The following is a 20,055-nucleotide window of genomic DNA, read 5'->3' on the forward strand; positions in this document are numbered from 1 at the left end:
GATTCTTTTTGTACATTAAGACTAGAAAAGATGTTGGGGGGATGTATAAATGATTATACCAAAAGAGCTTCGTTATTCTGATGAACATGAATGGGTAAAAGAAGAAGGCGAAACGGTACGAATCGGAATTACTGAGTTTGCTCAATCCGAGCTTGGTGATATTGTTTACGTCGAGCTTCCTGAAATAGGCGATGAAATTAAAGCGGATGAACCATTTGGCAGTGTAGAATCTGTAAAAACAGTTTCCGAGCTATATGCTCCACTTAGCGGAAAAGTTGTGGCTGTAAACGAAGAACTTGAAGATAGCCCAGAGTTTGTAAACGAATCACCGTATGAAAAAGCGTGGATGATCGTCATTGAACCGTCGGACGAAAGTGAAAAAGAAAAACTGATGTCAGCGGAAGAATACGAAAGAGTGACGAGCGAGTGATTCGTTGAGCACCTTGTACTACATGCAAGGTGTTTTTTCTACATAGGAGGTCATGTTTGGATGGATACTTCCGAAGAAAAGGTCATTATCGTCGAAGGATTAACAGATAAGAAAAAAGTAAAGACGATTGTCAAAGAACAAGTAGAAATTATTTGTACGAATGGGACGATTAGTTTTTCTAAGCTCGAACAGTTAATTGAGGAGCTTGAAGGAAAAGAAATATATATATTGGTAGATGCTGATCTCTCAGGGGAAAAGCTTAGAAAACAGCTGAAACGAGAATTTCCACTTGCCAGGCATCTTTATATAGATAGTATTTATAAGGAAGTGGCTTCAGCCCCGGAACAACATTTGGCACAGATCTTATTGAGAGCAAATATAGATGTATTTGTTGAATTTTTATAAAGGATGAATCATGGTTATGAAGGAATGGTCTAAGAACGACATAACGAAAGTGATAGAAAATAGTGGGAATTCCGTCATTTATTTTTATACCCCATTATGTGGAACATGCGCAGTAGCTAGTAAAATGTTGAATGTTGTCGAACGATTAATTACAGCGATTTCATTTGCTAAAGTTGATTTAAACTATATGCCAGAAATGGCAGAACAATTCTCAATTGAAAGTGTGCCTTGCTTGATCATTATAAAGGAAGGAAAACCGATTGAAAAAGTATATGCTTTTCAATCAGTTCCATATTTATATGAATTAATCAATGGTATTTACGATTAATTTCCCGGGAAACTGTCAGAACTTTGTCGAAAATGGAAATTAAATGCCGTTGACGAATAAAAGTCTCCATGATAGAATCTCATTTGTAGTTCATTTTGACTATTTAAAATGAATAGATTTTACTCTTATTAAGAGTGGTGGAGGGATGTGCCCGATGAAGCCCGGCAACCATCACAGCGTTGAAAAGGTGCCAAATCACACAAAGCAGCATGCTTTGAAAGATGAGAGAAGGGTTTATTGTTAATACCTTTCTGTCATTTGTGCAGTGAGGTATTTTTTATTTGAATGAAGAAAGTAGGTGTACACCGAGTTGATCAGCATAAAAGATGCAAAAAAGGTGTTTAAAACGAAAAGTGGAACAGTTCATGCTGTTGAAAATGTTAATATTCAAATTAATAAAGGCGAGATCTTCGGTGTAATTGGATACTCAGGTGCCGGAAAAAGTACTTTGATCCGAATGTTAAATGGTTTGGAAATACCAACATCGGGTTCGGTTAATATAGATGGTCTAGAGATTTCAAAAATCAGAGGGAATGAATTAAGAAAGGCACGCCAAGGAATTGGGATGATCTTTCAACATTTCAATTTGCTTTGGTCAAGAACAGTAAGAGAAAATATTGCTTTTCCACTTGAGATCGCAGGTGTTCCAAAAAAGAAGCGAATGGAAAAAGTAGATGAATTAATTAAACTCGTCGGGTTGGAAGGTCGAGAACATGCGTATCCATCTCAATTAAGTGGTGGTCAAAAACAAAGAGTTGGAATTGCTCGTTCGTTAGCAAATGACCCACAAGTCTTGCTTTGTGATGAGGCTACGTCGGCGCTAGATCCAGAAACGACCGATTCGATTCTTGATTTACTCGTTGATATTAATAAAAAACTTGGTTTAACAATTGTATTAATTACTCATGAAATGCATGTTATCCGAAAAATATGCCATCGAGTAGCAGTAATGGAAGCCGGAAAAGTCGTTGAAATGGGAGATGTATTGGATGTATTTAGAAATCCGCAAGCTCCAGTGACACAAAGATTCGTACAACAAATATCAGATCCGGATGAATCAAAGGAACTTGTTGAACATTTAGTTGAGGCTTATCCGGAAGGGAAAATTGTCAAGTTAACTTTTATTGGGGAAGCGGCAGAGCAGCCAGTTATTTCGAAATTAATCAGAGAATTCGAATTAACGGTCAATATTATTCAGGGGAATATTAAGCAAACGCAAAATGGATCTTATGGAGTATTGTTTATTCAGATTAATGGAGAAAAGACAGAGATGAAACGAGCAATTGACTTTTTACAGCAACAGAATGTCGGGGTTGAGGTGGTGACCGACAATGATTGAAAATTTATTTCCAAATGTGAAATGGGATAAAATGTGGGAGGCAACCATTCAAACCCTTTATATGACTGGTATTTCCGTTTTAGCTACATTTATTATCGGTATTTTCCTTGGATTACTCCTGTTTCTTACGTCAAGGGGAAATATGTGGGAGAATACAGTCATTAATGGATTTGTTTCTGCTATTGTCAATATTTTCCGCTCGATTCCGTTTATTATATTAATCGTCCTCCTCATTCCGTTTACAAAATTTTTAGTTGGGACGATGATAGGACCAAATGCAGCATTGCCTGCTTTAATTATTGGTGCTGCCCCATTCTATGCAAGGATGGTAGAAATCGGTTTGCGTGAAATTGATAAAGGAGTCATTGAGGCAGCTAAAGCAATGGGAGCAAAATCGAGCACAATTATAATGAAGGTTTTATTACCTGAATCAATGCCGGCTCTTATTTCTGGAATTACTGTAACAACGATTGCACTTGTCGGTTATACAGCGATGGCTGGTGCGATTGGCGCTGGAGGTCTTGGAAACTTAGCGTATTTAGACGGGTTCCAACGAAGCCGTGAAGATGTTACATTTGTTGCGACTGTTCTCATTTTAATCATTGTGTTTATCATCCAATTTATTGGTGATGTCATAACAAAAATAATTGATAAGCGCTAAATGGCGCGAAACATTAAGGGGGAAAAGGAAATGAAAAAATGGTTGACTGTATTATTTGCAGTGCTATTAACTGTAGCTCTTGCAGCATGTGGATCATCGAATGACTCAAACTCATCTGGAGCAGACGATCAAGGGGCAAAAGAAGCAGAAAAGAAGGAAAATAGTAAACTAGTCGTTGGTGCATCGAATGTGCCTCACGCTGAAATTCTTGAACAAGCAAAACCGATTTTGGCGGAAAAAGGAATTGACCTAGAAATTACAGTTTTCCAAGATTATATTTTGCCAAACAAAGCGTTGGAAGATAAAGAACTTGATGCGAACTTCTTCCAGCATATTCCATACTTAAATAAGCAAATTGATGACTTTGGCTATGATTTTGTTAATGCCGGTGCGATTCATATTGAACCAATGGCAATTTATTCGAAAAAACATAAGTCAATTGAAGACATTCCTGAAGGCGGAGAAATTATTTTCAGTAGCTCTGTTGCTGAACACGGCCGTGTATTATCATTGTTAGAAAAAAATGGTCTAATTAAACTAAAAGATGGCATTGATAAAACGACAGCTGAAGTAGATGACATTGTTGAAAATCCAAAAAATTTAACATTTAAATATGAGTATGAGCCTGCGTTACTACCACAAGTATATAATAATGATGAAGGCGATGCAGTTGTTATCAACTCAAACTATGCGCTTGATATTGACTTAAATCCACTTGAAGATTCGATTGCGATCGAAGAGTCAGATTCACCATATGCGAATATTATTACGGTTCGTAACGGCGATCAAGATGATGAAAGAATTAAAACTTTAGTAGAGGTTCTTCACTCTAAAGAAATCCAAGATTTTATTCTTGAAGAATGGGAAGGCTCTGTCGTTCCAGTTAAAGAATAAATAGAACATAAAAAAATTCCGGATCATAACAAATCCGGGATTTTTTATGTTCACGAAAAGCAGCCCAATAAAGTGTCGAATTAGCCTAATTATGAGAAAATGGGCGATTTCACCTCGTTTTTACTAGTCAAAAATATTAAACTGATGCTAAAGGAAGGCAAAGTCATTCCTAGTTGATAATAATTTTAATATGGTATAAGATAATAATTGAGAATAAAATGAGAATAAACTCATCAGAATAAGAAAATCACTTTCTATTTAACGGAGGTATGATCATGGCATCAACATTAACGATCAAAGATTTGCATGTAGAGATCGATGGTAAAGAGATACTTAAAGGTGTAAACCTTGAAATAAAAGGTGGAGAAATCCATGCAGTAATGGGACCGAACGGTACAGGGAAATCGACTTTGTCCGCTGCGATTATGGGTCATCCAAAATATGAAGTAACAAAAGGATCGGTTACGCTTGATGGAGAAGACGTGTTGGAAATGGAAGTTGACGAGCGCGCTCGTGCGGGTCTTTTCTTAGCGATGCAATATCCAAGCGAAATTAGTGGTGTAACAAACGCTGAATTCCTACGTTCATCTATTAACGCACGCCGTGAAGAAGGAAAAGAAATTTCATTAATGAAATTTATTCGTGAAATGGATAGCAAAATGGAAATGCTTGAAATGGATCCGAATATGGCACAACGCTATTTAAATGAAGGATTCTCCGGTGGGGAAAAGAAGCGTAACGAAATTTTACAATTAATGATGCTAGAGCCGAAAATTGCTATTTTAGACGAAATCGACTCAGGTCTTGATATTGATGCGTTGAAAGTTGTTTCAAAAGGAATTAATGAGATGCGTTCAAGCGACTTTGGCTGCTTGATTATTACTCACTATCAACGTCTATTAAATTATATTACTCCTGACCATGTACATGTCATGATGCAAGGACGTGTTGTTAAATCTGGTGGTCCGGAATTGGCACAACGTCTAGAAGCAGAAGGATATGACTGGATTAAAGAAGAGCTTGGCATCGAAGACGAAACCGTTGGTCAAGAAGCATAAGTGTTAGGAGGATAATCATGACAATTGATACGAAAATGATGATCGATCAAGAGTACGTCCGCTCTTTTTCATCAGGAAAAGGCGAGCCAACATGGCTTACTGAGCTAAGAGTACAAGCTCTAGCTAAAATGGATGAGCTATCCATGCCAAAGCCTGATAAAACGAGAATTACGAATTGGAACTTTACTGATTTCTCCGAGCATCAAGCAAAGGGATTGACGTTCCAATCACTAGCTGATTTGCCAGAAGCGGCAAAGGCGGCAGTAAATATTGATGAAGAAAATCAAAATTTATATATACAGCATAATCAAGCGCCAGCATATTTGTCATTATCTGACGAATTGAAGGAGCAAGGCGTTATCTTTACGGATATTTTTACAGCGGCTAAAGAACATAGTGACTTAGTGCAAAAATACTTTATGAAGGATGCTGTAAAAGTAGATGAACATAAATTAACGGCTTACCATGCAGCATTAATGAACGGTGGAGTATTTTTATATGTACCGAAAAATGTAGAAATTAAAGAGCCGATTCAAGCAGTATATATTTTGGATAATAAAGAGGCTGCTACATTTAATCATGTGCTCGTTGTTGCTGACGATAATAGCGCCGTAACTTTTGTAGAAAACTATATTTCTACCGAAGAAGAAGTTAACGGAATTGTGAACATCGTTGCTGAAGTCATTGCTAAAAACAATGCCAAGGTTGCATTTGGGGCAGTTGACACAATTGCGAAAGGATCGACTATATACGTTAATCGTCGTGGAATCACGGGACGCGATGCACAGTTGGACTGGGCACTAGGCATGATGAATGACGGAAATACGATCTCTGAAAACATCACAAACTTAATTGGTGAAGGATCAAACAGTAATGCGAAAACGGTTGTTGTTGGAAGAGGGAAGCAAACGCAAAACTTTACAACGAGCATCGTTCACTTCGGTAAAAATACAGAAGGTTTTATTCTTAAGCATGGTGTAATGAAAGATCAAGCTTCTTCTATTTTTAACGGAATCGGAAAAATTGAAAAAGGTGCTTCTGGAGCGAACGCTGAACAGGAATCAAGAGTATTAATGTTGAGCGACAAGGCGCGTGGAGATGCAAACCCAATTCTTCTTATCGATGAAGACGATGTAATGGCTGGACATGCCGCTTCTGTCGGACGTGTCGACCCGCTGCAGCTTTATTATTTGATGAGCCGCGGGATTACGCAAAACGAGGCAGAACGCCTTGTTATTCATGGATTCCTTGCACCAGTTGTTGAGCAGCTGCCAATCGAAGCAGTGAAACGTCAACTTGTTGATGTGATCGAAAGGAAAGTACGCTAATGAATGTAGCTGAGGTTCGCAAACAATTCCCGATACTTGACCAGGAAGTGAACGGACATCCGCTCGTTTATTTAGACAGTGCTGCGACCTCACAAAAACCTGTGCAAGTGATTGAAGCAATTGATGATTATTACCGTCAATATAATTCGAACGTGCACAGGGGCGTTCACACGCTCGGTACGAAGGCGACCGATAAGTATGAAGGCGCTCGTGAAAAGGTCCGCAAATTTATTAATGCTGCATCGATTGAAGAAGTGATTTTCACTAGAGGAACAACAACGGCTTTAAATACTGTTGCTGCAAGCTATGGCCGTGAGAATTTAACTGCCGGTGATGAAATTGTTATTACGTATATGGAGCACCATAGTAATATCATTCCGTGGCAACAGCTCGCACGTCAAACAGGTACTGTACTGAAATACTTGCCTTTACAAGCAGATGGGACGATTTCACTCGATGACGCGCGTGCAACGATTACTGCTAATACGAAAATTGTTTCGATTATGCATGTGTCAAACGTCCTTGGGGTGATAAACCCGATTAAAGAGATCGCGGCGATTGCTCATGAGCATGGTGCTGTAATGGTTGTCGATGGTGCTCAAAGTGCGCCACATATGAAAATTGATGTGCGTGATCTCAATTGTGATTTTTATGCTTTCTCTGGTCATAAAATGTGTGCTCCAACAGGGATTGGTGTGCTTTATGGCAAGAAGGAGCTTTTAGAAAATATGGAGCCAATCGAATTTGGTGGAGAGATGATTGATTTCGTCGGCTTGCAAGAATCAACATGGAAAGAGCTACCGTGGAAATTTGAGGCGGGAACTCCGATTATCGCTGGGGCAATCGGGCTTGGTGCAGCAATTGATTTCTTAACGGAAATTGGTCCAGAGAACATATTGGAGCATGAGCATAAACTTGCTGCCTACGCTTTAGAGAAAATGTCTGCGATCGAAGGATTATCAATTTATGGACCTAGAGGAGCGGAACAACGCGCTGGCGTGATCACGTTTAATTTAGAAGAAGTCCATCCACATGATGTGGCAACCGTGCTTGATGCTGAAGGGATTGCTGTCAGAGCGGGTCATCATTGTGCACAACCATTAATGAAATGGTTGGATGTTTCCGCCACAGCTAGAGCAAGCTTTTATTTATACAACACGGAACAAGACATTGATAGGCTTGTTGATGGGCTTATCAAAACAAAGGAGTATTTCACGAATGTCTTTTAATAACCTAGATAACCTCTACCGACAAGTCATCATGGATCATTATAAAAACCCGCGCAATAAAGGGAGCTTGGAAGAGGGCAACTTGGTCGTTGATATGAATAACCCAACATGTGGAGACCGAATCCACCTAACGATGAAGGTCGAGGACGGAAAGGTAACGGATGCAAAATTTGATGGTGAAGGCTGTTCCATTTCGATGGCGTCGGCGTCGATGATGACGCAAACGATTATTGGTCAAGAATTGGAAGAAGCATTAAAATTATCACATATTTTTTCCGAAATGATTCAAGGTAAAGACTTTGATGACGAAGACATGGATTTGGGGGATATCGAGGCTCTTCAAGGTGTTTCGAAGTTTCCAGCTCGCATTAAATGTGCAACACTCGCATGGAAGGCGATGGAAAAAGGGTTAAAGGAACAGCAATAAATGAATGGAGGAATAACATATGGCTAAAAAAGCTCCAGATATTGGAGATTACAAATATGGCTTTAGTGATAAGGACGTTTCGGTGTTTCGTTCCGAGCGCGGATTGACTCGCGAAATCGTTGAAGAAATTTCGAAAATGAAAGAAGAGCCGCAATGGATGCTTGATTTCCGTCTAAAATCATTAGAGCAATTTTATAAAATGCCAATGCCACAATGGGGTGGAGATTTAAGCTCACTCAATTTTGACGAAATTAGATATTACGTAAAACCATCTGAGCAAACAGAGCGCAGCTGGGATGAAGTTCCTGAGGAAATCAAACAAACATTTGATAAATTAGGGATTCCAGAAGCGGAGCAAAAATATCTTGCAGGTGTTTCTGCACAATACGAATCAGAGGTTGTTTATCATAATATGAAGGAAGACCTTGAAGAAATGGGAATTGTCTTTAAGGATACAGACTCAGCGTTGAAGGAAAACGAAGATATTTTCCGTAAGCATTGGGCAACTGTCATTCCTCCTGCGGATAATAAGTTTGCTGCACTGAATTCGGCTGTTTGGTCTGGTGGATCTTTCATTTATGTACCACCTGGCGTAAAGGTTGATACACCGCTTCAAGCATATTTCCGTATTAACTCGGAAAATATGGGGCAGTTTGAGCGTACGCTTATTATTGTTGATGAAGGGGCTTCTGTACATTATGTTGAAGGGTGTACAGCACCAGTCTACACAACAAATTCACTTCATAGTGCGGTTGTTGAAATCATCATTAAAAAGGATGCGTACTGCCGTTATACGACGATCCAAAATTGGGCAAATAACGTCTACAATCTCGTTACAAAACGTGCCGTTTGTGAAGAGCGCGCAACAATGGAATGGATTGACGGAAACATCGGGTCGAAATTAACAATGAAATATCCAGCAGTCTTGCTTAAAGGTGAAGGCGCACGCGGAATGACATTGTCAATCGCTTTAGCTGGTAAAGGGCAAGTTCAAGATGCAGGAGCGAAAATGATGCACTTAGCACCAAATACGTCTTCAACAATTGTATCGAAATCGATGTCCCAGCATGGTGGAAAAGTAACGTATCGCGGAATCGTTCACTTTGGCCGTAAAGCAGACGGAGCACGCTCGAACATTGAGTGTGACACGATGATTCTAGATGATAAATCAACATCCGATACAATCCCATACAACGAAATCTTTAATGACAATATTTCATTAGAGCATGAAGCAAAGGTTTCTAAAGTTTCTGAAGAGCAGCTCTTCTACTTGATGAGCCGTGGAATTCCAGAGCTAGAAGCAGTTGAAATGATCGTTATGGGCTTCATTGAGCCATTTACGAAAGAACTTCCAATGGAATATGCGGTTGAAATGAACCGCTTGATTAAGTTCGAAATGGAAGGTTCGATCGGTTAAATTATTTCCCCTTGTCACGATGATGTGGCAAGGGGTTTTTATATGTTATAATAGATATAATGAATCGATGTCAGGAGGACTTTAAATGAGTGGGTTATCCATTGAATCAAAAGAATTCAAACAAATTTTGCATAATCTTCATTTAGAAAATATGTCACTCCCTGTCGAGCTTCACCAAAAAATTATTGAAATTGTTCAAAATAAACAAGAAATTACACCTGAATTGATACGAGGGCTTGTTAGGAAATGAATAAATACCGGACAGAAGATCAAGGCGATTATTTATTAAAACATAATTTACTTGGTGCAACTTCATATGACGAGTTAGAGCAACTGGAGGCAGTTGCTTTTTCTATACGTTCTTCACAATTGGAAATAGAAGGTTTTAGTTGGTTAATTCCACCAACAACTGAAACAATAAAGCAACTCCATTTTTATCTATTTCAAGATGTGTATCCTTTTGCTGGAAAGATACGTGACGTTCAGCTGATGAAAGGGATGACTCGATTTTGCCGAGCAGAATACATTGAAATGAATTTGGCTAGATTGTGTGAACAGCTTGAAAAAGAACAACGATGGAAAAATATCGAGCACGCTGCTGAACGATTAGCTTACTATAAAACTGAATTGAATATTATCCATCCTTTTCGGGAAGGAAATGGTAGAACGATTCGAATAATGATTCGAGAAATTGCACAAGATCATGGGTTTGATTGGAATTTTGAAGAAATGGATAGAGAAATCTATATGCAAGCGATGATTCAATCGGTAACCGATGAATTTCCTTTGAAATCTCTTATAGAAAATACATTAAGGCCAATTCAATAAACGATTAGTATAGAGACAACAATAAAACAGTGAACCTCCTTGATAAACAAGGGGTTCACTGTTTTATTGTAGCGTTTTAAAAGAGTGTTCTTATCAATATAATCTTAAGATAAAAAGTGTAGCAACTATTACATTACTTCTTAACTGAGCAGTTTTTCTCTATAAAACCGGAAAACGGTCCTTGCTCTAATTTTAAGGTTCTTCAGTTTCGATAATCTCAATTCAATGAATGGTTGAGCTACTAATGTGGCGATTTTGCTTGATAATAGGATCGTTAATAATAGGGAAACTCCCGCAAGCAATAAGAAGTTTTCTGGTTCAGTAAACAAATATTGCAATCCGCTCACCCTAAATACACGTACAAAGAAACCGTGTAGCAAGTAAACATAAAGTGTGTTTTTCCCTAGGTTTGTAAAGAAATATTGTTTTCGTGGAACGAGTGAAAAAAAGCTGAAAACCATCATTAAGCTTAAAACATAAAAGCCAAGTCTTGTGAATAACGCACTGAATTGTGCTGCTCCTAATTTTGCATACGGTTTTGACCCTAATAACCATTCATAATTAATATCCGGATAAACAATGAAGCCAATAGAAACGGAAATAAATATGATCAAAGCAACTGTCTTTACTTGTGGCGTTTGTAAAAACTGAAAATGAGCTTTCTTCATATAATAACCAATTAGAAATAAAGGAAAGAACACAAATGTTCTTGACAGGCTTAAATAGTGTGTAATCCAATCGGCATATCCGACAAGTAATCCGATCAATATTGCAATAGAGATTGAATAAGCTGGTTTCCATTTTGTAAAAAGAATGAGCATGATGTTCCAGAAAAATAAGCTGATCAGAAACCATAATGACCAATGCGGTGTAAACGGATCAACCGTTAATGTTGATTTGTCATAAAGAAAATAGTAAAAAATTGAATAAACGAGCTGGAAAATAATATAGGGCAAAATTAACTTTTTTGCGATTTTTGCTATATATCCCTTTTTATTAAATCCCCTGGCAAAATAACCTGATATTAATATAAATGCTGGCATATGGAACGTATAGATAACTTTATAAATGGTATAAATTGTATTGCTATCATTAATAAAGGAGCGTAACAAATGACCAAAGACAACAAAGCTTATTAAAATAAATTTTGCATTATCAAAGTAAAAATCACGTTGTTTCATACATCCTCCCTATTAATGACCCCCGTACATATCCTTTTAAGCCTTTACCCATGTTAACATGAGTTAAACATTCTAGTAAAAGTTAAAAATTGGCTTTGATTCCTAATATAATCATATTTATGAACAATCAATTTGTGATTAGTCTAATATCCCATTTCTTGCAGGCGTAACATGCCCGTGTTACAATAAAAACATAAAAAGTAAGTAAATTCGTTCAGTGAAAGTTTTTGATAGGGAAACCTGTATCGTAGTAATTCGATCGTTGGTAGGTGCATTTTTTGGTGGAAATACTTCCATCTGGAGATCGTTGATCTTACCGAAGTTCAGTTTTACAACAAATTATAAATAACACTCCCTATGATGGGGGTGTTTTTGTCTATTGGAGTTGATCACATGATTAATATCGGGGTAACGGGCTGGGGTGATCATGAATCACTTTATCAGAATCGGGTTCCGAGTCGTGATAAATTACAAGAGTATGCTGCACATTTTCCAACTGTTGAGGTAGATGCTTCTTTTTATGCCATTCAGTCTAAGAACACTGTGCTAAAATGGGTGAATGATACGCCAGAAGCATTTCGCTTCATTGTAAAGGCTTATCAGGGCATGACCGGGCATCAACGCGGCGAACAACAGCATGCGACAAAAGAAGAGATGTTTCAGGCTTTCATTGCGTCATTGGAGCCATATGTACAATATAATAAATTAGCGATGGTTTTATTTCAATTTCCGCCATGGTTTGATTGTACGAAGGAGCATGTCAGTTATTTACGTTATTGTCGAGAGAAAATGGGGAATTTTCCAGTAGCTCTTGAATTTCGTAATCAAACATGGTTTTATCCACAATATCTTGAAAATACACTTCGATTTATGGAAGGGGAGCGCTGGATTCATAGCATTTGTGATGAGCCACAAGCAGGGATCGGCTCCGTTCCGACGATTCTACAAGCGACGAGTAAGGAAAAAACACTTGTCCGTATGCATGGACGGAATGTCGCGGCATGGATGAAGCCGGGTGGAGATAATTGGCGTGAAGTCCGTTATTTATATCGCTATAACGAAAAAGAATTACTCGAATGGAAAAATAATTTACTAAAGCTTCAACAAGAGACGAGGGATATTTATGTCGTCTTTAATAATAATTCCGGTGGGGATGCTGCCGATAACGCTAAGCAGCTCATACAATTATTAAATATTGATTATCAAGGACTTGCGGCAAAACAACTCGATTTATTTTGAAAATTGTGCATCGATAGGAAGTGTACATGTGAAAGAAAGAATTCATATTTATCATACAAATGATTTACATAGTCATTTTGAAAATTGGCCGAGGATGTTCGATTTTATAAAAGAACGCCAATCATTCCACAAAGAAAACGGGGAAGAGGTATTTCTATTCGATATTGGAGATTTTGCGGATCGCTGGCATCCATTTACAGAAGGTGCAATGGGAAAAGGCAATGTTTCCTTGCTAAATGAAGGTGGCTACACGGCGGTTACGATTGGTAATAATGAGGGAATCACGTTACCATTTGAACAGTTAAATGATTTATATGACAAAGCGAACTTCGATGTAATTGTGGCGAATTTATATTATAAAGGTAGGGTAAGACCTGACTGGGCGTTACCTTATCAAATATATGAAACAAGAAAAGGGACAAAAATCGGTGTGACAGCGGTTACGGCCTATTATCAAAAATTGTATGAAATTCTTGGCTGGGAACTTTCCGAGCCGATTACTGAGCTAGAAATGCAATTAAATCAATTGAAAGAAAAGGTGGATGTGATTATTGTTCTCTCTCATTTAGGTATTTATGATGATGAGAAAATAGCCGAGCTTTTTCCACAAGTCGATTTAGTTTTAGGCGGTCATACCCATCATGTTTTATATGAAGGAAAACAAGTGAAGAACACGACTCTTGCTGCCGGCGGAAAATACGGCCGTTATGTTGGGTATGTTACGCTTGATGTCGATCAAGATTTACCGACAAAAATAGAGGCAACCCTTTATAAAACAGCAGATTTACCAAAGTCAGTTAACGAGGATGAAAAGATCGCTGAATTTCGTGAAATTGGCAAAGACAAATTGGATAAGGAAATAACGGTCATCCCACAAGCTCTTTCATTTGATTGGCATTATGATTCAGATATACCGACTATGCTATGTGAAGCGATCCATGAGTGGTGTAATGCAGATTGTACAATGATTAACTCGGGTCTAGTTTTAACAGCGTTAAAAGAAGGACGTGTAACGAAATACGATCTTCATCAAATGTTACCGCATCCGATCAATCCATGTACAGTGGAAGTATCAGGAGCAGAGTTAAAGGAGATTCTTCTGCATTCACAAGATGAGCAATGGCCCGAATTGACCGTGAAAGGACTTGGTTTTAGAGGAACGGTCATGGGGAAGTTTGTTTATTATGGCATTGGCATCGATCGAGAAAAGCATGAGGTAAAAATTGGGGGACAACCGCTTATTCCAACACAAGATTATACTTTAGGTACTGTCGATATGTTTACATTTGGTAAGTTTTTTCCGGAAATAAGACGATCTGAGAAGAAACATTATTATATGCCGGAATTTCTTCGAGATGTGATGGAATGGAAACTTCTTAAACTTTATCGTGGCGGTCAGTAAACTATTGCACACACCTTTCATACATATGAGTATTGAAAGGAGTGATGTCATGGTCTCGGTAACACCAATTATGATTGAAGGACATACGTTTATTGCTACATCTGTAAGCCTTCCGAAAACGACGTTGCTTACAGTATCAAATGATGTTGGATATATTATGTGTGGTGCTTTAGATGTAGCGCTGCTTAATGATCGTTTAAAAGATCGAAAAATTATTGCTGGAAGAGCCGTTGGTGTAAAGACGATTGAACAATTGCTAGAAGCACCACTTGAATCAGTTACAACCGCATCCGAAGAAATCGGAATTACAAAAGGAATGATTGGTAAGGATGCATTGTTAAAAATGGTATAAAAGAGTAAATTAAAAATATAGATGAGGGACAAAAATTCCCTCATCTAAATATGATCGAAAAAAAATTAGTAGGTGTCCAAACCGATGATGCGATTCGAAGAACGAGTTCATAAATATGAATATAAGCTAAGTGATACCGAGGATCAAATTGTAGAGTACATCATACAACATAGGCAGGAAGCAGCGTCTATGTCGATCCAAACGTTAGCCAGGAAGCTATATACTGTGCCGAACACAATTACAAGATTTGCTAAAAAACTTGGCTACGATGGGTATTCTCAAATGAAGATGAGTTTGAAGGAAGACATTCATCAAGAACAGATGCCTTCCGAAAATAGTTTTACATATAATATAAATAAAACAATCGAGCTAATTGATCGAGATAAATTGGCGATTGTGACTAAAATGATACAAGATGCACATCGGGTTCTTTTTTTTGCTGTCGGGGATACGGTGCCATTTTGTGAGATTATGGTGAAAAATTTAAAGGTTGTTGGAAAACAGGCAGAATATTATGTTCACCGACATGATATTGTTTATGGAATTAATCAACTTGAAGAGACTGATATTCTTTTTCTCATTAGTTTATCAGGTGAAACATCTCAGGTTTTAGAGATGGCTGAGCTTGCGAAGCGAAGAGGGACGCAAATCATTTCGCTGACCCATTTTGATGATAATTCATTGCAAAAAAAGGCGGATGTACGCTTATATTGTTATGCTCCATATAAAAGATTAAATGATTATAATATTACCGATAAAACATCAGTCATGCTTGTGTTACGTGCATTAGCTGAATTTTATTGGGATGCGTCCAAATGATGTGTAAAAATACACATGGAAACGCTTTATATAAGGAATACTGTGTAAAAATAAGAAGATCCCAGCTTCTTATTTTTTTTTTGTTATGATGTATCCATAGTGGTCCACAGATAAGTTGAGAGGGGTTACAAGTATGTTGTTAAAAAGCTTAACATCAGCATCCTTAATAAGTGTAAAGCAATCGTTTACCTCTAAAGAGGAAGTGATTCGCTACTTAGTTCATCAATTAGCTGCTGAAGGTAAATTACACTCTGAAGAAGCTTTTTATCAAGCCGTAATGGAAAGGGAGGCATTATCACCTACTGGGTTCGAGGGTGGTTTAGCTATTCCTCATGGAAAATCATCGGCAGTGAAAGAAGCGGTATTTGCAGTGGCAACGCTCGAAAAACCGATAGAAACATGGGAAAGTGTTGATATCAATAATAAAGTGAATTTGGTTATCTTATTGGCTATACCGAAAGAAGAAGAGGGATCGATTCATCTTTCCTTATTATCAGAATTTGTTACGAGACTTTCGAATGAAGCATACAAGGATAATTTATTGCAGGCTCAATCGAATGTAGAGCTATATGAACGACTTGATGCAATTCAACAAATGGATGAAACAAATGATGTAGAAAAGTTGAATAAAACGATATTAGCGATCACAGCATGTCCAGCAGGAATTGCCCATACGTATATGGCAGCTGAAGCACTTGTGAAAGCGGGAAGAGAATTAGGTATCGACGTATATGTTGAAAAGCAAGGAGCCAATGGCATTGAGGATCGCCATACACAAGCCCAATTAAAAAAAGCAGATGCTGTTGTATTTGCGGTAGATGTAGCGGTGAAAGACGAAGAACGGTTTAACCATCTTCCAAAAATAAAAACAACAGTCGCTGCACCATTACGCGATGCACAAAGTATTTTAAAACAAGCATTAAAAAAGGCGGAAAATGCTCCGAAGCGACAATATATAACGGAAGATGCTCCAGATTTTGAAGAAACCGATCGCAAATCAGTGAAAACAGAAATTAAAGATTCGGTATTGACAGGTATCTCACATATCATTCCAGTCATCGTTGCCGGTGGTATGACATTAGCAGCAGCTGTATTTATTTCCCAAGCATTCGGTCTTCAAGAATTATATGGAACGGAAGGCTCGTGGCTATGGCTATTGCGTCAGCTAGGTGGCTCACTTTTAGGGCAATTAATGATTCCGATTCTCGCAGCCTATATGGCTTACTCGATTGCTGATAAGCCGGCACTAGGACCGGGTTTTGCCGCAGGGGTAGCTGCAAACTTAATTGGTAGCGGCTTCTTAGGTGGAATGCTCGGTGGTTTATTGGCAGGGTATTTCTTAAAGTATTTGAAAAATACGGTGAAGCCTAAAGGAACATTCGCAGGTTTTATAAGCTTCTGGTTCTATCCAGTCATCGGAACACTTGTAGTTGGCTCAATCATGTTATTTGTTATCGGTAAACCGTTAGCAGCATTAAATAACGGATTAATCCAATGGTTAGATGGTATGAGCGGTGCAAATGCAATCATTTTAGGAGCGATTCTGGGAGCGATGGTTTCATTTGATCTCGGCGGACCAGTAAATAAAGCGGCATATACTTTCTGTATCGGGGCAATGGCAAGCGGAAACATCGTTCCATACGCTGCATTTGCTTCAGTAAAAATGGTATCGGCATTTTCAGTAACAGGAGCAACAATTATTGGTAAAAAGTATTTTACGAAACAAGAAAGAGAAGTTGGAAAGCAAACTTGGTTACTAGGGTTAGCTGGGATCACAGAAGGAGCCATTCCATTTATGATTAATGACCCATTGCGTGTCATTCCATCACTCATCGCGGGTTCTGCTGTTACAGGTGCAATCGTATCCTATTTCAATATCGGTCTCAATGTACCTGGAGCAGGGATTTTTTCACTAGCATTAGTAGAGGGACAACCATTAATGGTGGCTGCGAGTGTATGGTTAGGCGCTGCATTAATCGGAGCAGTCATTTCAATGATCTTATTAATTTTAACTCGTAAACATAAATTAAAAAGAAAAAGTGGTATAGAGCAACAAGCAGCATAAGACTAGACAATCAGTTTTATAGGAGGAAGTCATGACAAACGTTCATATTGTTCCACATATGCATTGGGACAGAGAGTGGTATTTCACAACAGAAGAATCAAGAATTTTGCTAGTTAATAATATGGAAGAAATTATGGACATGCTAGAAAATAATCCTGATTATCCTTATTATGTGTTAGACGGTCAAACGTCCATTTTGGAAGATTATTTCGCTGTGAAGCCGGAAAATAAAGAGCGCGTAAAAAAGCTTGTGCAAGAAGGGCGTTTAATTATTGGTCCATGGTATACACAGACGGATGAGATGGTAGTCGGCGGGGAATCGATCGTCCGAAATTTATTATATGGCATTAAGGATAGCGAACAATTTGGCGAGTATATGAGAATTGGCTATCTGCCAGATTCATTTGGGCAATCAGCGCAAATGCCAATGATTTTAAATGGATTTGATATTACGTATTCGATCTTCTGGCGCGGTACTTCTGAACGGCATGGCACAGATAAAACAGAGTTTTATTGGGAAACGGATGATGGATCAAAGGTGCTTGTCCAATTGTTTCCTTTGGGGTATGCGATTGGTAAGTATTTACCAGAAGATGAGGAGGAACTTCAGGAACGAATCGATAAATATTTTGCTGTGCTTGATCGAGGTGCAACAACAGATCATATCATTATTCCAAATGGGCATGACCAAATGCCGATTCAAAAAAATATTTTTACGATTATGGAAAAGCTGCGCAAGCTTTATCCAGATCGAGAGTTTTTTCTAAGTAAATATGAAAATATTTTTGAAGAGCTGGAAAAACAAGACGATCTAGCTATCTTGCAGGGAGAATTTTTAGACGGAAAATATATGCGCGTCCATCGCAGTATTTATTCGACGCGAATGGATATTAAGGCCGCTAATACAAGAATCGAGAATAAAATTACAAACATTTTAGAGCCACTTGCCTCGATGGCGTATAAACTAGGGTTTGAATATCATCACGGATTAATTGAACTGATTTGGAAGGAAATCATGAAAAATCATGCGCATGATAGCATTGGCTGCTGTTGTTCTGATAAGGTTCACCGTGAAATTTGCAATCGTTTCTTTCTTGCCGAAGAAAAAGTCGATCAACTCATCAATTTTTATAAACGTAAAATTGTTGATTCGATGGATACGGAAAAACAACATGATCGGCTAACACTGTTTAATTTCCTTCCATATGAACGGACGGAAGTAGTAACAGCTACTGTAATGACGAAGTTACAATCCTTTACATTAGTTGATCAACATGAAAAAGAACTTGATTTTGAGATTGTTAGTAGTGAAATAACCGATCCAGGATTAATTGACCGACAAATTGTCCATTACGGAAACTATGATCCTTTTATTAAATATACGATTCAGCTAAAAGATACACTCCCAGCTATGGGCTATAAAACGTATTTTGTTGTTGAACATGAACACCTAAAAGGTGACTCATACGCAAATGTGGAGAAGATAGAAACGGATTATTATGATATTACGGTAAATCCGAATGGAACATTGAATATTTTTGATAAAAAAATAAACGAGAGCTTTGAAAATGTTCTTCTCTTAGAAAATGGCGGAGATGATGGCGATGAATATGATTACTCACCACTTGCCAATGAAAAATTAATTTATAGTGATCAAGTTAATGCAGTCACAGAGGTGAAGCAAAATCGTTACGGGGCAACGATTGATATTACGTATTCATTACTAGTCCCATCTAATCTTGAAAAACGAAAAGCGCAAGTCTTTGATCGTTCGATTGATATTCATATGGTGATTCATGTACCTCATCATAAGCCAGTCATTAACGTAAATGTTGAAGTGAGTAACCGTGCAAAAGATCATCGTCTAAGAATGCTTATCCCGACAAATATCGCCTCCGCATTTTCGATTGCTGACAATCAATTTGGAGCGATTAAACGAGACGTAATCGATGCTGCGATCGAAGTATGGGAAAAAGAAGATTGGGACGAGCGTCCCGATTCGATTTATCCGATGTTAAGTTATGTAGGTTTAGCGAATGAGCATTATGGTGTAAGTGTGCTGACGAATAGTACGAGGGAATATGAAATTGTTGGTGAACAATTTGATACTATTGCGGTCACATTGTTTAGAAGCATTGGTGTTCTCGGTAAAGAGAATTTACAGCGCCGTCCAGGTCGTCCTTCGGGCATTAAATTACCGACGCCGGATTCGCAAATGCTCGGCAAGATCTCGATCGATTTTGCGATTACGTCTTATTTCGCTCATGAAAATGTCGCTCGAATGGCTAAAGAGTACTTAACGCCTGTGGAAACATATAATAAAATTCCTTATAATGCTATGAAGCTGAATGTTGCGGATGTGAAAACACCACTTGAATATAGTTTTCTCCAAGAGGTTCAGCCAAATGTTGTACTAAGTACATTAAAAAAGGCGGAGAAGGAAAATCAATTTGTTCTACGTTTCTTCAATCCAATGGATGAAGAAAAAACAGCGGTGTTTCGATTTAACGATGAGATTGGTCAAGCGAAGATGGCGAATTTAAATGAAGAAGCATTACAAAGTCTTCAAGTGAATGATCGTCAAATTGAGGTAAAAGTTGTTACGAATCAAGTAAAGACCATAATGTTTTAAAGGATCAAGAAAAGACACTGT

Annotated in this window: 20 protein-coding genes and 1 riboswitch; of the genes, 19 read left to right on the forward strand and 1 reads right to left on the reverse strand. The window is 38.1% G+C overall.

The features are described from left to right. Positions 1-49: 49 nt before the first annotated feature. The 13 genes from gcvH (at position 50) to KHA95_RS10575 (ending at position 10,344) form a co-directional block, all read left to right on the forward strand. Complete coding sequence (gcvH, locus tag KHA95_RS10515; protein ID WP_213137439.1) at positions 50-430, forward strand: glycine cleavage system protein GcvH; 381 nt, start codon at positions 50-52, stop codon at positions 428-430. A gap of 60 nt (positions 431-490) precedes the next feature. Continuing rightward, positions 491-835, forward strand: a complete 345-nt coding sequence (locus tag KHA95_RS10520) for a toprim domain-containing protein (RefSeq protein ID WP_213137440.1) — start codon at positions 491-493, stop codon at positions 833-835. Between the two features lie 16 nt (positions 836-851). Further along, the gene (locus KHA95_RS10525) at positions 852-1,163 is read left to right on the forward strand and encodes a thioredoxin family protein (RefSeq protein ID WP_213137441.1); all 312 of its coding nucleotides are present in this window, start codon (positions 852-854) and stop codon (positions 1,161-1,163) included. Positions 1,164-1,285: 122 nt separating this feature from the next. Beyond that, a riboswitch (SAM riboswitch) is annotated at positions 1,286-1,391 on the forward strand. An 82-nt stretch (positions 1,392-1,473) separates the two neighbouring features. Further along, positions 1,474-2,502, forward strand: a complete 1,029-nt coding sequence (locus tag KHA95_RS10530; RefSeq protein WP_213137442.1) for a methionine ABC transporter ATP-binding protein — start codon at positions 1,474-1,476, stop codon at positions 2,500-2,502. Continuing rightward, on the forward strand, positions 2,495-3,163 hold the full coding sequence (locus KHA95_RS10535) for a methionine ABC transporter permease (RefSeq protein ID WP_213137443.1): 669 nt from the start codon (positions 2,495-2,497) through the stop codon (positions 3,161-3,163). The genes KHA95_RS10530 and KHA95_RS10535 overlap by 8 nt, the downstream gene beginning before the upstream one ends. Positions 3,164-3,193: 30 nt before the next feature. Then, positions 3,194-4,057 carry a MetQ/NlpA family ABC transporter substrate-binding protein gene (locus KHA95_RS10540; protein WP_213137444.1) on the forward strand — a complete coding sequence of 288 codons (864 nt, stop codon included), beginning with the start codon at positions 3,194-3,196 and terminating at the stop codon, positions 4,055-4,057. A gap of 272 nt (positions 4,058-4,329) precedes the next feature. Next, positions 4,330-5,115 (forward strand): Fe-S cluster assembly ATPase SufC, encoded by a 786-nt coding sequence (sufC, locus tag KHA95_RS10545; protein ID WP_213137549.1) that lies wholly within the window; start codon positions 4,330-4,332, stop codon positions 5,113-5,115. Positions 5,116-5,132: 17 nt separating this feature from the next. Beyond that, positions 5,133-6,443, forward strand: a complete 1,311-nt coding sequence (gene sufD, locus KHA95_RS10550) for a Fe-S cluster assembly protein SufD (protein ID WP_213137445.1) — start codon at positions 5,133-5,135, stop codon at positions 6,441-6,443. Beyond that, a complete protein-coding gene (locus KHA95_RS10555) occupies positions 6,443-7,672 on the forward strand; it encodes a cysteine desulfurase (protein ID WP_213137446.1) in 1,230 nt (409 codons plus the stop codon). The genes sufD and KHA95_RS10555 overlap by 1 nt, the downstream gene beginning before the upstream one ends. After that, positions 7,662-8,099 carry a Fe-S cluster assembly sulfur transfer protein SufU gene (gene sufU / locus KHA95_RS10560; protein WP_213137447.1) on the forward strand — a complete coding sequence of 146 codons (438 nt, stop codon included), beginning with the start codon at positions 7,662-7,664 and terminating at the stop codon, positions 8,097-8,099. Before KHA95_RS10555 ends, sufU begins: the two co-directional genes overlap by 11 nt. 19 nt (positions 8,100-8,118) lie before the next feature. Beyond that, on the forward strand, positions 8,119-9,516 hold the full coding sequence (gene sufB, locus KHA95_RS10565) for a Fe-S cluster assembly protein SufB (protein ID WP_213137448.1): 1,398 nt from the start codon (positions 8,119-8,121) through the stop codon (positions 9,514-9,516). An 85-nt stretch (positions 9,517-9,601) separates the two neighbouring features. After that, the gene (locus KHA95_RS10570; protein WP_213137449.1) at positions 9,602-9,766 is read left to right on the forward strand and encodes a Zn-dependent hydrolase; all 165 of its coding nucleotides are present in this window, start codon (positions 9,602-9,604) and stop codon (positions 9,764-9,766) included. After that, positions 9,763-10,344 (forward strand): Fic/DOC family protein, encoded by a 582-nt coding sequence (locus tag KHA95_RS10575; protein WP_213137450.1) that lies wholly within the window; start codon positions 9,763-9,765, stop codon positions 10,342-10,344. Before KHA95_RS10570 ends, KHA95_RS10575 begins: the two co-directional genes overlap by 4 nt. A 140-nt stretch (positions 10,345-10,484) precedes the next feature. On the opposite strand, the gene KHA95_RS10580 is transcribed toward KHA95_RS10575, so the two are convergent. After that, positions 10,485-11,525, reverse strand: a complete 1,041-nt coding sequence (locus KHA95_RS10580; protein ID WP_213137451.1) for an acyltransferase family protein — start codon at positions 11,523-11,525, stop codon at positions 10,485-10,487. A gap of 393 nt (positions 11,526-11,918) precedes the next feature. Here KHA95_RS10580 and KHA95_RS10585 point away from each other — a divergent pair, with 393 nt between their 5' ends. The 6 genes from KHA95_RS10585 (at position 11,919) to mngB (ending at position 20,034) form a co-directional block, all read left to right on the forward strand. Continuing rightward, a complete protein-coding gene (locus KHA95_RS10585; RefSeq protein WP_213137452.1) occupies positions 11,919-12,764 on the forward strand; it encodes a DUF72 domain-containing protein in 846 nt (281 codons plus the stop codon). 28 nt (positions 12,765-12,792) lie between these two features. Beyond that, the gene (locus KHA95_RS10590; protein WP_213137453.1) at positions 12,793-14,166 is read left to right on the forward strand and encodes a bifunctional metallophosphatase/5'-nucleotidase; all 1,374 of its coding nucleotides are present in this window, start codon (positions 12,793-12,795) and stop codon (positions 14,164-14,166) included. 49 nt (positions 14,167-14,215) lie between these two features. Beyond that, positions 14,216-14,518 (forward strand): YunC family protein, encoded by a 303-nt coding sequence (locus KHA95_RS10595; RefSeq protein WP_213137454.1) that lies wholly within the window; start codon positions 14,216-14,218, stop codon positions 14,516-14,518. A gap of 84 nt (positions 14,519-14,602) precedes the next feature. Continuing rightward, positions 14,603-15,337, forward strand: a complete 735-nt coding sequence (locus KHA95_RS10600; protein ID WP_249316761.1) for a MurR/RpiR family transcriptional regulator — start codon at positions 14,603-14,605, stop codon at positions 15,335-15,337. Between the two features lie 133 nt (positions 15,338-15,470). Continuing rightward, positions 15,471-17,402, forward strand: coding sequence for a PTS 2-O-a-mannosyl-D-glycerate transporter subunit IIABC (gene mngA / locus KHA95_RS10605; protein ID WP_213137455.1), 1,932 nt, complete (start codon positions 15,471-15,473; stop codon positions 17,400-17,402). A 31-nt stretch (positions 17,403-17,433) separates the two neighbouring features. Further along, positions 17,434-20,034, forward strand: a complete 2,601-nt coding sequence (gene mngB / locus KHA95_RS10610; RefSeq protein WP_213137456.1) for a mannosylglycerate hydrolase — start codon at positions 17,434-17,436, stop codon at positions 20,032-20,034. Positions 20,035-20,055: the final 21 nt, after the last annotated feature.

It is taken from the genome of Bacillus sp. FJAT-50079 (assembly GCF_018343515.1).
In the GTDB taxonomy this organism is placed as follows: domain Bacteria; phylum Bacillota; class Bacilli; order Bacillales; family Bacillaceae_C; genus Lederbergia.

Coding starts and splice junctions, on each gene's coding strand:
- sufU (WP_213137447.1), top strand. CDS start 7,662: ATGTCTTTTAATAACCTAGATAACCTCTACCGACAAGTCATCATGGAT.
- KHA95_RS10585 (WP_213137452.1), top strand. CDS start 11,919: ATGATTAATATCGGGGTAACGGGCTGGGGTGATCATGAATCACTTTAT.
- sufD (WP_213137445.1), top strand. CDS start 5,133: ATGACAATTGATACGAAAATGATGATCGATCAAGAGTACGTCCGCTCT.
- mngA (WP_213137455.1), top strand. CDS start 15,471: ATGTTGTTAAAAAGCTTAACATCAGCATCCTTAATAAGTGTAAAGCAA.
- KHA95_RS10570 (WP_213137449.1), top strand. CDS start 9,602: ATGAGTGGGTTATCCATTGAATCAAAAGAATTCAAACAAATTTTGCAT.
- KHA95_RS10525 (WP_213137441.1), top strand. CDS start 852: ATGAAGGAATGGTCTAAGAACGACATAACGAAAGTGATAGAAAATAGT.
- KHA95_RS10555 (WP_213137446.1), top strand. CDS start 6,443: ATGAATGTAGCTGAGGTTCGCAAACAATTCCCGATACTTGACCAGGAA.
- sufB (WP_213137448.1), top strand. CDS start 8,119: ATGGCTAAAAAAGCTCCAGATATTGGAGATTACAAATATGGCTTTAGT.
- KHA95_RS10540 (WP_213137444.1), top strand. CDS start 3,194: ATGAAAAAATGGTTGACTGTATTATTTGCAGTGCTATTAACTGTAGCT.
- KHA95_RS10520 (WP_213137440.1), top strand. CDS start 491: ATGGATACTTCCGAAGAAAAGGTCATTATCGTCGAAGGATTAACAGAT.
- KHA95_RS10595 (WP_213137454.1), top strand. CDS start 14,216: ATGGTCTCGGTAACACCAATTATGATTGAAGGACATACGTTTATTGCT.
- KHA95_RS10575 (WP_213137450.1), top strand. CDS start 9,763: ATGAATAAATACCGGACAGAAGATCAAGGCGATTATTTATTAAAACAT.
- KHA95_RS10580 (WP_213137451.1), bottom strand. CDS start 11,525: ATGAAACAACGTGATTTTTACTTTGATAATGCAAAATTTATTTTAATA.
- KHA95_RS10535 (WP_213137443.1), top strand. CDS start 2,495: ATGATTGAAAATTTATTTCCAAATGTGAAATGGGATAAAATGTGGGAG.
- mngB (WP_213137456.1), top strand. CDS start 17,434: ATGACAAACGTTCATATTGTTCCACATATGCATTGGGACAGAGAGTGG.
- KHA95_RS10600 (WP_249316761.1), top strand. CDS start 14,603: ATGATGCGATTCGAAGAACGAGTTCATAAATATGAATATAAGCTAAGT.
- gcvH (WP_213137439.1), top strand. CDS start 50: ATGATTATACCAAAAGAGCTTCGTTATTCTGATGAACATGAATGGGTA.